General features: G+C 42.1%; 10 protein-coding genes. 9 read left to right on the forward strand and 1 reads right to left on the reverse strand.

Annotated elements, in window-relative coordinates; genetic code table 11:
* Positions 1-3: 3 nt before the first annotated feature.
* The 5 genes from D1013_RS02355 to D1013_RS02375 all read left to right on the forward strand — a co-directional run bounded on the left by D1013_RS02355 (position 4) and on the right by D1013_RS02375 (position 6763).
* The gene (locus tag D1013_RS02355) at positions 4-1422 is read left to right on the forward strand and encodes a purine-cytosine permease family protein (protein ID WP_121847359.1); all 1419 of its coding nucleotides are present in this window, start codon (positions 4-6) and stop codon (positions 1420-1422) included.
* 200 nt (positions 1423-1622) lie between these two features.
* Positions 1623-2453, forward strand: a complete 831-nt coding sequence (gene kduI / locus D1013_RS02360) for a 5-dehydro-4-deoxy-D-glucuronate isomerase (protein WP_121847360.1) — start codon at positions 1623-1625, stop codon at positions 2451-2453.
* Positions 2454-2538: 85 nt separating this feature from the next.
* The gene (locus D1013_RS02365) at positions 2539-3579 is read left to right on the forward strand and encodes a sugar kinase (protein ID WP_121847361.1); all 1041 of its coding nucleotides are present in this window, start codon (positions 2539-2541) and stop codon (positions 3577-3579) included.
* A gap of 111 nt (positions 3580-3690) precedes the next feature.
* Positions 3691-5157, forward strand: coding sequence for a tagaturonate reductase (locus D1013_RS02370; RefSeq protein WP_121847362.1), 1467 nt, complete (start codon positions 3691-3693; stop codon positions 5155-5157).
* Positions 5147-6763, forward strand: a complete 1617-nt coding sequence (locus D1013_RS02375) for a UxaA family hydrolase (RefSeq protein WP_121847363.1) — start codon at positions 5147-5149, stop codon at positions 6761-6763. Before D1013_RS02370 ends, D1013_RS02375 begins: the two co-directional genes overlap by 11 nt.
* 9 nt (positions 6764-6772) lie before the next feature.
* Here the strand turns inward: D1013_RS02375 and D1013_RS02380 are convergent, their stop codons facing one another.
* A complete protein-coding gene (locus D1013_RS02380; RefSeq protein WP_121847364.1) occupies positions 6773-7792 on the reverse strand; it encodes a LacI family DNA-binding transcriptional regulator in 1020 nt (339 codons plus the stop codon).
* 729 nt (positions 7793-8521) lie between these two features.
* Here D1013_RS02380 and D1013_RS02385 point away from each other — a divergent pair.
* Genes D1013_RS02385 through garD form a run of 4 tightly spaced genes read left to right on the forward strand, consistent with a single transcriptional unit; the run spans position 8522 to position 13750 of the window.
* Complete coding sequence (locus D1013_RS02385; RefSeq protein WP_121847365.1) at positions 8522-9511, forward strand: DUF4861 family protein; 990 nt, start codon at positions 8522-8524, stop codon at positions 9509-9511.
* 28 nt (positions 9512-9539) lie between these two features.
* The gene (locus tag D1013_RS02390) at positions 9540-10778 is read left to right on the forward strand and encodes a glycoside hydrolase family 88/105 protein (RefSeq protein ID WP_121847366.1); all 1239 of its coding nucleotides are present in this window, start codon (positions 9540-9542) and stop codon (positions 10776-10778) included.
* Positions 10779-10787: 9 nt separating this feature from the next.
* Positions 10788-12221: a GntP family permease gene (locus D1013_RS02395; protein WP_121847367.1), complete on the forward strand. Its 1434-nt coding sequence runs from the start codon at positions 10788-10790 to the stop codon at positions 12219-12221.
* On the forward strand, positions 12221-13750 hold the full coding sequence (gene garD, locus D1013_RS02400; protein WP_121847368.1) for a galactarate dehydratase: 1530 nt from the start codon (positions 12221-12223) through the stop codon (positions 13748-13750). Before D1013_RS02395 ends, garD begins: the two co-directional genes overlap by 1 nt.
* The last annotated feature ends 1 nt before the right edge of the window (position 13751 follow it).

The raw sequence follows: 13751 nt of genomic DNA on the forward strand, positions 1-13751 counted from the left end.
TTTATGACACTTTACAGTCAAGAAGAGGAAGCGATAGAGGAGATTGTCGGGGAAGAATTCGAGAGACAACCGGTACCTCAATCAAGACTTAAAAGCTGGAAAAGCTTTTTAGGTATGTATGCCGGCGAGCATGCTGCGGGTACCGAATTCGTTATCGGACCTCTTTTTTTAACGACTGGTGTAAGTGCTTTTGATTTGATTATCGGGCTTTTGATAGGCAACTTGTTGGCGGTTTTAAGCTGGCGGTTTTTAACCGCTGAGATAGCTGTTAAGTATAGATTGACGCTGTATTATCAATTGGAGAAAATCTGTGGTAAAAAGCTGGTAATTGCCTATAACCTCGCCAACGGAATACTTTTTTGTTTTCTGGCAGGATCAATGATTACTATTTCGGCTACGGCTGTGGGTATACCTTTCGATATGGAAATGCCTAAGCTGACCGATACCATGCCCAATGGAATTACTTGGGTAGTTATAGTTATTGCCATCGGTGCAGTTATCTCCGTGATTGCCGCAAGGGGTTTCAACACTGTATCCAAGGCTGCCAATTGGATGTCTCCCGTAATTGTATTGGCATTTTTGGCCTGTGCCGTGGTTTCTTTACAAGAATTGAACGTATCTAGTTTTTCAGATTTTTGGAATATATGGGGCAATGGTTCCGAACCTTTTCCTGGGCAAATTAAATATACTTTCTGGCACATAGTATTGTGGTCATGGTTTGCCAATGCGGCTATGCACGTGGGTATGTCCGATCTTTCGGTTTTTAGGTTTGCCAAAAAAGCCAGCTCTGGGTGGACGACTGCTGCAGGCATGTATGTAGGTCACTATATGGCTTGGATCGCGGCCGCACTTTTGTATGCGGTCTATCTTCAGACTCCGGAGGCGCAAGTTTTATTAGGTAATGGGGAAGCACCACCTGTTGCTCCCGGTCCATTGGCCTACAGGGCGTTGGGCTTTTTCGGTATTCTTGCGGTGGTATTGGCCGGGTGGACGACCGCTAACCCGACCATCTATCGGGCAGGCTTGGCCTTTCAGGCGGTATTGCCCAAGACCTCTACCTTTTGGGTGACCATAATTGCAGGGGCCGTTGCGACGATAGCGGGTCTATTTCCTGCTTTTGCCATGAAATTACTTGATTTTGTGGCCCTTTACGGGTTCATTCTGGCACCTGTGGGCGCAGTAATTGTTTTTGAGCACTTTTTTGCGGAGAAAATGGGTGTGATTACGAACTATGCCGAGAAGAGTAATATCAGCTTTAATCGGGCCGTATTGTTTGCCTGGGCCATCAGCTTTGGCCTGTTTTACTTTATCTCTTTGCAGTTTGATGTCTTTCTATCATTCGTAACACTTCCTGCATGGCTTTTATGCGGTGTTCTATTTTTGGTAATTAGTAAATCCATTCAAAAAAAGGCTTTGGCCTAACTGCAGATTAAGTAGATTATTGGTCGATGACTACCTTTTCTAAGGTATCAATGATCTAATAGCTTTAAATTTTGCATTCTTAGGTAAAAACCTGTAATATGCAAATGGATTATTAATAAATGTTTAAAATCAAAAGATTATCCTTGCGGATTCATAAAAATCCTTAATTTCGCGTAATCGATTACATAATATTTTAAATAATGACAAACTACGAGTTTAGATATGCCTCTCACCCCGAGGATGCCAAAAAATACGGGACCGATGAATTAAGAGACCATTTTCTGATAGACACCTTATTTCAAGATGATACCATCAACTTGACTTATTCTATGTACGATCGGTATATAGTAGGTGGCGCAAAGCCAGTTGGTAAAGATTTGGTACTAGAGACCATACCCTATTTGAAGTCGGAGAATTTTTTAGACCGTCGGGAGCTAGGTATCGTAAATGTAGGCGACAAAGGTCAGGTATCGGTTGACGGTACCCTTTATGATTTAGATAAAAAGGAAGCCCTATATGTAGGTAAAGGTGCTAAAGAGGTTGTTTTTAAATCTGGCGGTTCTCCTCTTTTCTATATCAATTCAGCTCCTGCCCATCAAAGTTTTCCAACGAAGAAAGTGGGTAAGGAGAATGCAGAGGTGATACAATTGGGAGATAGCAAATATGCAAATAAGCGGGTTCTCAATAAATTGATAGTAAATAGTATTGTTGAAACTTGCCAATTACAAATGGGAATTACCGAATTGGTAGAGGGTAATGTTTGGAATACCATGCCGGCCCACACCCATGAGCGACGTATGGAGGCTTATTTTTATTTTGATTTGGAAGAAGGCCAAACCGTATGCCATTTTATGGGCCAACCCCAGCATACGAGACATATCTTCATGAAAGGTAACCAAGCTGTACTATCGCCTGAATGGTCGATTCACTCTGGATCAGGCACAAGTAACTACTCTTTTATATGGGGTATGGCAGGTGAGAATTTAGACTACGGCGATATGGACGTTTGTCCGCCGGACGAACTCAAGTAAGCCTAGCGATTTCGATTAGCATGCTCTTTCCCAGGCATTTGAAACTTATTTTAACAGTGCACAAAAATATCAACTCAATTAATCAATGAAAAAAGTAGTAACCTTCGGTGAGATAATGTTGCGTTTGGCACCTCCCGGATTTTTAAGATTTTCTCAAGCGAATAGCTTTGATGTGGTTTATGGTGGTGGCGAATCGAATGTAGCCGTGTCATTGGCCAATTACGGCGTGCCGGTAGATTTTGTAACCCGATTGCCCAAAAATGATATTGGTGATTGCGCCATGATGGAGATGCGAAAAAGAGGGGTAGGGGTAGACAAGATAATCTACGGTGGTGATCGTTTAGGTATTTACTTTTTAGAAACGGGTGCCGTTAGCCGAGGTAGTAAAGTGGTCTATGACCGTTCACATTCGGCTATTGCTGAAATCAAGCCAGGTATGATTGATTGGAACGATGTTTTTAAAGATTGTCAATGGTTTCACTGGACGGGCATAACTCCTGCAATCTCACAAGGTGCAGCCGATGCCTGTTTGGAAGCGGTGAAAGCTGCCAGTGAGAAGGGAATCACCATATCGACCGATTTAAATTACCGAGCTAAGTTATGGCAATATGGTGGCAATAGAGATGCTATTATGACTGAACTGACCTCGTATTGCGATATTATTTTGGGTAATGAGGAAGATGCAGAAAAACACTTCGGTATTCATCCTGAAGGTCTTGACGTGCATAAACATGGTCACGACGTAAAGGCCGAGGCCTTCTTGTCGGTATGTAAGCAAATGATGAAGAAATTTCCAAAAGCGAAAAAAGTCATTACCACTTTGAGAGGGTCTATCAGTGCCTCGCACAATACGTGGGCAGGAGTTTTATACGATGGGTCTGATATGTACGAATCTCCACAGTATCAAATTACCGACATTGTTGATCGCGTAGGCGGTGGCGATTCTTTTATGGGTGGGTTGATATATGGGTTGCTTAAGTATCCGGAAGATGATCAAAATGCCTTGAATTTCGCAGTGGCCGCCTCTTGTTTGAAACATACGATTATGGGTGATGCCAACCTTGTTTCCGTAGATGAGGTTGAAAAGTTGATGGGTGGCGATGCCTCAGGTAGGGTTGCCAGGTAATCAAGTGGCTAGCTGCTATCGCTTGCTTAAAACAAACCCGTAGTAGATACCTATAAAAAGAATCAACTTGCCTTTTTCGCCTGAAAAGTAGGCCTTATTAAATACGAACAAATGAGAAAGTTAAATAGAACCAATCTATCACTGACCGAGACATTACCCATCAAAGTAGTGCAATTCGGTGAGGGTAATTTTTTAAGAGCCTTTGTGGCCTTGGCGTTTCAAAGACTGAATCAAGAAGCCAATTTCAACGGTGGTATTGCCGTGGTTCAACCGATTTCGAGGGGAATGGTTTCTATGCTTAATGAGCAAGAGGGGCTGTATACATTGTTCACCAAAGGGATTAAAGAAGGTAAAGAGGTAGAGGAAAACGAATTGATTAGCAACATTGTTCGCGGAATCAACCCTTATGAGCACTTTGAAGATTTTTTAAGGCTTGCTGAAGAAGAAGAACTACAGTTTATTATTTCAAACACTACTGAAGCGGGTATAGCATACGAAGAGAGTGATACGCTCGATATGACGCCTCCATCCTCTTTTCCGGCTAAGCTGACAGCTTTGTTGTATCATAGATATTCCCATTTTGAGGGCGATAAGAAGAAAGGTCTGACCATAATACCATGCGAGCTAATTAATTACAATGCCGATACATTAAAGAAAGTTGTATTGAGCTATGTGGACATATGGAACCTTCCTGAAGGATTTGAAACTTGGCTTACCGAATCTTGTTCATGGCACAACACCTTGGTCGACCGTATTGTGCCAGGGTATCCTAAAGACGAAATAGAGGCGTACAACAAGCAGCTTGATTATGCCGATAATCTCATTGTAAGTGCAGAAACCTTCTTTTTATGGGTAATCGAGGGCGATGAAGAGCTTAAGCAAAAGCTGCCTTTTCAAAAAACAGACCTTGATGTGAAGATAGTTGCCGATATGCAACCTTTTAGAACCCGAAAAGTGCGCATATTGAACGGGGCACATACCGCAATGGTTCCCTTTTCTCTTCTTTATGGCAATGAAACGGTGAAAGAGAGCGTTGATGAAAGTTTCACGGGCCCCTTTATTCGTTCGGTTGTTTTTGAGGAAATCATTCCTACGTTGGATATGGAACTTAATGAACTCGAAGCCTTTGCCGAGGCTGTATTCGACCGGTTTAGAAACCCGTTTATTAAGCACAAATTGGCCAGTATCGCCTTAAATACTGTCTCTAAGTTTAAAGTGCGGGTATTGCCGAGTTTGCTGGAGTATGTCTCTAGAAAAGAGAGCTTGCCGATTCATATGGTGTTCTCCTTTGCCTGCCTCATCCGATTCTATAAAGGAACTTTTGAGGGTAGGGATATGCCTGTAAATGATGATGAGGCCATAGTTTCTGACTTTGCTCGTATTTGGCAATCTTCACCGGTTGAAGAAGTCAGTAAGCAGGTACTTGCAAAATCGAATTATTGGGGTAGCGATTTAAACGAAATTCCTAATTTGACTTCAGCTATCACGGTTGCTTTAAAATCTATTGAAGAAAAGGGCATCAAAGAAGGTTTTGCTAAATTTGAAAGTGAACTAAAGGCTAAAAGTTATGCAAACTAAACTGATCAAAGTACAGCCAGACGATAATGTGGCCATTGCGCTAGTAGATTTGGTGCAGGGTGATAGGACTTCTTTAGATAATGAAGAGCTTATTATATTATCTGACGTAAAGGCAAAGCATAAAATTACTTTGACAGACTTGAATGTTGATGATGAAATTATCATGTACGGCGTTCTAGTAGGAAAAGCTGTTACCGAAATCAAAAAGGGCGATGCCTTAACAGTTGATAATGTAAGACACGAAAGTAGTCCCGTAGAAAAAAGAACAGCAAGGTTCACCTGGTCGCCACCGGATATTTCTAAATGGAAAGACCGCACGTTTATGGGCTATCATAGACCTGATGGCCAGGTAGGCACGACGAACGTATGGTTATTTTTTCCCTTGGTTTTTTGTGAAAACAGAAATATCGAAATTCTAAAGGATGTTTTCGAGAAAGAACTCTCCATTGGCAAAGTAAGCAGACAAAGGCGACTACTTCGAAATCTAATCAGCGGTAACCCTTCTTCCGTAGCGGATGGCGAGGAAGAAGAGGGCCAACAGACATTCGATAACGTTGAGGTCAGGTTCATAACACACCAAGGCGGTTGCGGGGGCATAAGGCAAGATTCCGAGACCTTGGCACGACTGCTGGCGGGTTATATAAAAAATCCCAATGTTGCCGGTGCTACCGTACTCAGTTTAGGTTGTCAAAATTTACAGATAGAGATATTAAAGAATGCCATCAATACTATAGACCCCAATTTAGAGAAGCCGGTTCTTATTTATGAGCAGCAGCAAATGGGTACAGTTGATGACATGCTCAATACTATTATCAAAGAATCTTTTGATGGTATTAAAAAAGCGAACCAAATTCAACGTCAACCGGCCCCGATTTCTAAATTGAAACTCGGATTGGAATGTGGGGGGTCTGACGGATTTTCGGGTATTTCGGCCAACCCTTCTTTGGGGTATGCCTCCGACCTATTGGCAGCGGTAGGGGGTTCACCAATTTTATCAGAATTTCCTGAGCTTTGCGGTGTGGAACAAGAGTTGGTCAATCGTTGCGTGAATGACGAAGATGCCGAACGTTTCATGCAATTGATGAAAGCCTACGAGCTGGCGGCAGAAGCTGCTGGATCAGGATTTGATATGAATCCTTCACCGGGTAATATCAAAGACGGACTGATAACCGATGCTATGAAGTCTGCAGGTGCGGCCAAGAAGGGAGGCACCTCGCCAATCGAGGCCATTTTAGATTATGGCGAGTATGTAGTAAAACCTGGTCTCAATCTTCTTTGTACCCCGGGGAACGATGTCGAAAGTACAACGGGTATGGTAGGCTCTGGCGCTAACATAGTTGTATTTACTACAGGATTGGGTACACCCACGGGAAACCCGATAGCACCAGTTCTAAAAGTTTCGTCTAATACTGCATTGGCCCAAAGAATGTCAGACATCATCGATATCGATACAGGTGCAGTGATAAGGGGAGAAAAGTCAATACCTGAGATGGGCGAAGAAATATTGGACTATGTAATCAAAGTCGCCAGTGGTGAAATTACCGCTAAAGCTGACGCCCTTAATCAGAATGATTTTATTCCTTGGAAAAGAGGGGTGTCGCTTTAGCAAAAGCAACTATTTGCCTTTTTTCAGTGATGATTTTCTTATCTCTAAAGTAGGATTGAGAACCACGTTCTTTTCAATCTTCACTCCTTCTGAATCCATTTGCTCCAAGAACACCTTTGCGGCAGTTTTGCCCATGGTCAAAGGGGCTTGATCAACTGAGGTAATGGGTAGTTCCATAAATTGGGTAAAGGGTTCGTTACTGAAGCCGACTACACAGAAATCATCGGGAATTTTTAATCCTATTTCCTTCAGATATTGAATGGCACCTAAAGCCCCAAGATCGGTTGAAGAAAAAATTGCATCTGGCGGTTCTGGCAATTCCATCAGTTTTTGCGCGGCATCTTTACCGGCCACTATCTCGCTCTGCAAGCCTATTACATATTCCGGCTTGAATGTCATGCCATGGTCGGTAAGGGCCTTTTTATAACCCGCCAAACGGTTTTGGTAAATTAATAGTGAAAGGTCAATGGTCATGTGGGCTATCTTCTGGCAACCTTGCTCTATTAAATGCTTGGTCGCTTGATAGGCACCATCAAAGTCGTCTAAAGTCACCGAGCTACCACCTTTGATTTCCTTTTTTCTATCAAAAAATATTAAGGGAACATTCTTTTCCAGAACCTGAACAAAATGTTCATCGCTACTGGTCTGCCTTGATATAGATATGAGAATACCATCTACTTGGGCATTTAGTAGATTCTGGACAATATCAATTTCTTTATTGGCTTTCTCATGCGTTTGTGAAATGATTACATGATACCCCTTCGGATTGAGCTCTTCTTCGATTCCACGAATGATATTCGAAAAAAAGTTTCTATTGATGTAAGGTACAACCACCCCCACATTGTTGCTCTTGCCGCTCTTTAAGGCTTGAGCGACACGGTTTTGTTTATAGTTCAGCCGTTGGGCCGTTTCTTGCACTAATTTCTTGGTATCTTCACTTATTCTTGGGTTGTTATTTAGGGCCCGAGAAACTGTTGCCGCAGTTATGTTTAGTTCTTTGGCAATGTCATAGATTGTAGTTTTTTTCATCTACACTGGTTTATGGGTAGAAAGCGGTTTGGCTGAAAATTCACAAATTCTGTATTGTTGGTTTGGCCATTAAAACTGATTATTACGCCATTTTAAGCTTCACTAAAGGCAAAAATGCAACAACTAAAACAATTTTAGGGTGTATTTGTGAAAATCCGTTCAATTTAAGTAAAAAGAATTTAATTGGCGAAACCCTCAAGGTCAATCGCCTTTACTCAAATTATTTGGTCAAAAACTGTACGGTAAATTGGTCTTAGTCTAGAAAATTACGAAGGGCAACCCAATCTCTGCTCGACTAAACTAAATACGGGAACATCTAATTTATTTTTTGAGATTATGCTGGTTGCCCTTCGAATCCAAACTAACTTAAAACTAATCCTAAAGAATCAATCCCTATCAAATCTTAGATTCCAACTCTAAAAAAGAAAAGAAATCAAATTCAATATGTAATCGATTGCATAAATTTAGAATAAAATTTAATAATATCAAGACTTTCATAGAAAAATCTGACAAACTTATAATTGATGATGGAATCGAATTGTGAATTTAGGTCGTAAAAACTTCTCTCACTCACAAAAAGTATAATCAATATTTAGGAAGTTGTTATTATATTTTTATTTTCGTAATCGATTACATTTAAGATAAAAGGTGATTTGATGCGCCTAATTAATTGAAGTTAAAGTCCTTGAAAATTTCCTATCTAGTAAACATTATTGATATTTTTAAAATATGAAGTTATTTGTGCCCTTAGCAGCCCTATTGTTGGTTGCCGTCAGTTCATGCAAAGAAAGCCCTAAGAAGCAATCTGATTCTATTGAAGCGTCTGCCGAAGTTTCAGAAAACGCTTCAAAGACATATGCCGAAATCTCTGTCAAGGAAGGAGGCGAGTGGCAGGGAACCAAATATGTAGGAGATAATCTCACATTCAAGAATGTTGAATTTTTGCAGGCCCCCGATAGTTTAACGGATCATTCATATTACATCCGTTATGAAGGGCCAGGTTGGGAGAGTAATAAGGTGGGGTACCGTTTGTATTTCGACTGGAGAAATGCCATCGATATTTTTGGTAAAAAGGTAGATACCATGGTGCTGTCAAAAGTCGGTGTAAATAATTATGACTCTTACCACGAAGATAGTTCTTGGGGTATGGATGTGCTTAAAGCCGGTAGCTCTCTTGGGATCGGTTCTTATGGCAGGTTTGATGGCGAATCGACCGTAGAACATTTTAAAAATGTTGAGGCACGCGATGTAGCTGTCAGCAATTCTGAGGCAGGTTCTGGAGTGACCCTGAACTATAAAGGCTGGACAGCCTTTGACGAAAAGGTAGATTTAAAGACCGAACTTTTTATCGAACCAGATTCGCGCATTACCAAAGCGACTTTAACCCCTTCGAAGGCCATTGATGGCCTATGTACCGGTATCGTAAAGTTTGAGGGTATTGAACTAATGGAAAAGGTCAGTGAGGATGGTGAATGGGCTTATATAGCTACCTATGGTGAGCAAACATTGGTTCCCGATCAGTTGGGAATGGTCCTTTTTTATAAAAAAGACGACGTTGCAATGGTCACCGAAGCAACCGATGATCATTTGGTTGTTTTCAAACCGACCGAAACACCGATTACCTATCATTTTGCCGCCGCTTGGGAAAAAGAAAAAGACGGTATCAAAACGAAAGAAGGTTTTGTAACATATATTGATGAGGTGCTGAATCAACTTTAAATTGCCTCGATAAACTCAACTACTACAAATGAAGACCGTTATAACATCAATAGTTGGTATTGCAATGCTAACATTGACTCTTGTGAACTGCAAGTCTGAAAAAAAGAAGGAAGAAGTTCCTACAACAAAAACAGAACAAAAGGTAGTTCCGGAGAATCTTAAATGGTCGGAACGTATGGCCCTTTCCGAGGTTCATCGTTTTCCTGACCCGACGCTTCTCGATTTTCAAGATAAATCAAGATGGAGCTATACGAACGGATTGGTGCTTCAAGGCATGAGTCGTATTCAAGGTAGCACTCCACATGATGAGCTTGCCGATTATATCTATGAGTATGCAGATAGAATGGTCAACAAAGATGGCAGTATCGAAACATATGACATAAGCAATTACAACCTTGACATGATCAAGTCAGGTGATGTGCTTTTCTATCTCTATCAACAAGAAAAAGAACCAAGATTTAAAATGGCTATGGATACCCTGCACCAGCAATTGGTAGACCAGCCTACTGTTTCAGAAGGGGGCTACTGGCACAAACAACGGTATCCCTATCAAATGTGGTTGGATGGGGTGTATATGGCAGAGCCTTTTCATGCCAAGTACGCCAGCACTTTTATGGAAGGAGAAGCGGCCAAGAAAACTTTCGATAAAATCGTATTGCAGTTCGACCTGATTGAAAAGCACAGCCGTGACCCAAAAACGGGATTGTATTTTCATGGTTGGGATGAAAGTAAAGAGCAACGTTGGGCAAATAAAGATACCGGACTGTCACAACATTTTTGGTCGCGAGGTATGGGTTGGTACGGTATGGCCTTGGTTGATATCATCGAGCTTTTACCGGAAGGCCATTCCGGTAGGCAAAAAATAAAGGGCTATCTAAATCGATATGCGGAAGCCATTGTGAAATATCAAGACGCTACCGGTGCCTGGTACCAAGTATTGGATTTGCCGGAAAGAGAGGGTAATTATCTAGAAGCCACGGGCACTTGCATGTTCACCTATACTTTGGCCAAAGGAGTGAACAAAGGTTATCTTCCCGAAAAATTCATGGAGAACGCAAAAAAAGGTTACGAAGGTATATTGACCGAATTTATCACTGTAGAAGATAATGGCGTGGTCAACCTTAACAGATGCTGTGGTGTGGCAGGTTTAGGCGGTGATCCATACCGAGACGGCTCTTTTGACTACTATGTAAACGAAATTATTCGATCTAATGATCCCAAGGGAACCGGACCTTTTATGATGGCTTCTTTAGAAATGGGAAAATAAAAATTCTTGATGGATTCGCTGCTCATTATTTTAATAGGTACCGCAACAGTTCTGTTCTGTATCGTTAGATTAAAATTGCATGCGGCGGTTTCATTGCTTCTTGCGGCGCTGGTTACCGCACTTTTAACATCGCCCGAACAGATTGCACAATTTGCCGCAAGTCAAGGTATGGCAGAAAGCCAAGTAAATTCCTTGGTAAATATGAGCTTGGGAAAACGTTTGGCGACCGCTTTTGGTAACACGAGTGGTAAAATTGGTATTCTTATAGCTTTAGCTTCCATTATAGGTACGGCCTTAATGAGAAGTGGTGGCGCAGAAAGAATTATTAGGGCGCTGTTGTCGCTTTTTGGAAAAAAAAGAACATCCATTGCTTTATTATCGGGTAGTTTCACATTGGCCATTCCTGTTTTTTTTGATACCGTTTTCTATCTGATGATTCCTTTGGTCAAATCCATTGGTGTGCGTAATCCCAAGCAATTTTCACTTTATCTAATGACCATTATTGCCGGGGGTGTTATGGCGCATTCTTTAATTCCGCCCACACCCGGTCCTCTTTTTGTAGCTGAGGAAATGGGAATAGATTTAGGAGCCATGATTATTGGCGGATTGGTGGTAGGGTTGGTAACCATTATTTGCGGTTATTTTTATGCCCTGTGGGCGAATAAAAAATGGGATTTGCCCATGCGCGATACGCCTGATATTTCCATTAACGATTTAAAGCAATTTTCTGAAAAGGAGGTAGCAGAATTACCTTCACTTTGGCTATCGCTTCTGCCAGTTGTACTGCCCATTATTTTAATAACCGGGAATACCTTTTCACAAATGGCACTAGAGTCCACAGGTGAAAACGCTTCGGTTTTTCAGGTAAAGTTGGCACAGTTTTTTGCTGCGGTAGGCGATGCGAACATTGCATTAATGATATCGACCCTCATTGTCATGTATCTTTTGTGGGTACGTCTTAAAAATGTGGAAACCTTTAAAAAGTTCATTTTTGAAGCATTGAGCAGTGCGGGAATGATTATTCTTATTACTTCTTGTGGAGGGGCATTCGGTCAGATGTTGCAACAAACGGGCATTGGTATTCGGGTTGGTGAAATGGCCGCCAACTACCAAATGGCCATTCTTCCTTTGGCGTTTTTTATTTCAGCCGGGGTGCGAACGGCCCAAGGCTCTGCTACGGTAGCGATGGTCACCGCTATTGGGGTAATAGGTGGTATGGCACAGGCAGATTTGGCATTTCATCCCGTTTATATTGCTTTGGCCATCGGTTGCGGCTCCAAAGTTTTTGCATGGATGAACGATAGTGCCTTTTGGATCATTACTAAAATGAGCGGGATGGAAGAAAAAGAGACCATAAGGCATTTTAGTCTCTTATTATTGGTTATGGGCTTTTCGGGGCTTTTGGCAGTGATGGTTTTATCTAAATTGGCACCCTTTGTCTGATGAAAACGGAATATGAAATCCTCATAAAGACTTCAGAGAATGACAATGTAGGTATTGTTATCAATCCCGCTGGAATAAAAACGGGAAGCGTAACCCAAAATGGCATTGAATTAAATGAGTTTGTACCTATGGGCCATAAGGTGGCGTTGACCGATTTAAAAGAAGGAGATGCGGTTATCAGGTACGGACAAACCATCGGCTATGCTTCTAAGACAATATCCCTAGGTTCTTGGGTAAACGAGACCAATATTACGCTGCCGGAACCACCCAAACTGGATTTGATAACTATAAAGGAGAATCATCTTCCTGAACCAGAAAAACTGGAGGGCTACACTTTTGAGGGTTATGTAAACGCTGATGGCACTGTGGGTACCAAAAACGTTTTGGCCATCACCACCAGCGTACAATGTGTGTCCGGAATGGTAGATTTTGTAGTAAAGCGAATAAAGTCAGAGCTTCTACCTAATTTTCCCAATGTAGATGATGTGGTAGGGCTTAACCATACCTATGGGTGTGGCGTGGCCATTAATGCACCAACTGCTATTGTTCCTATCAGAACCATTCAGAACATTACCAAAAACCCCAATTTTGGGGGAGAAGTGATGGTAATTGGTCTTGGATGCGAAAAATTACGCCCAGAAGTACTTGTTCCCGAAAACGGGGAAGAGAGCGATATACTCTACTTGCAAGACCCAAAGTTCAAGGGCTTTTCTGAAATGGTAGAAGGGGCTTTGAATTTGGCCGAAAAGCACCTAAGAAAATTAAATGCGAGAAAACGAAGCGTTTGCCCGGCTTCGGAATTGGTGGTGGGGATGCAGTGCGGCGGCAGCGACGCTTTTTCGGGTATTACGGCGAACCCTGTGGCAGGTTATGCCTCCGACTTAATTGTAAGGGCAGGTGGCAGTGTGTTTTTTTCGGAAGTAACCGAAGTGCGTGATGCCGTTCATTTGCTAATGCCCCGTACGGCCTCTGAACAGGTGGGTAAAGATTTGCTGAACGAGATGGAATGGTATGATGCTTATTTGGAGACCGGAAAAGTAGACCGTAGTGAAAATACGTCACCAGGAAACAAAAAGGGCGGATTGAGTACTATTGTGGAGAAATCGTTGGGTTCCATTGCCAAATCGGGCACAAGCCCTATTGTAGGCGTTATTCCCCCGGGAGAACGGATCAAGAAAAAGGGACTCCATTTTGCCGCCACTCCTGCGGGCGATTTCGTATGCGGAACATTGCAATTGGCAGCTGGAATGAACGTGCATATTTTTATGACGGGTAGGGGTACGCCCTACGGCTTGTCGATGGTGCCGGTTATAAAGGTGTCCAGCAATACTGAGTTAAGCAACCGCTGGCATGATTTAATAGATTTTGACGCCGGTAGGGTGGCGACGGGAAATGCAACGGTGGAAGAATTGGGTTGGGAACTGTTTCATCTTATTTTAGAAGTGGCCAGTGGTAAAACCAAAGTGGCCTGTGACCAATTAGGTATTCATAATGACCTGGTACTATTTAATCCAGGGCCATTGACATAAT

This window comes from Euzebyella marina (genome assembly GCF_003687485.1).
Taxonomy (GTDB): Bacteria; Bacteroidota; Bacteroidia; order Flavobacteriales; family Flavobacteriaceae; genus Euzebyella; species Euzebyella marina.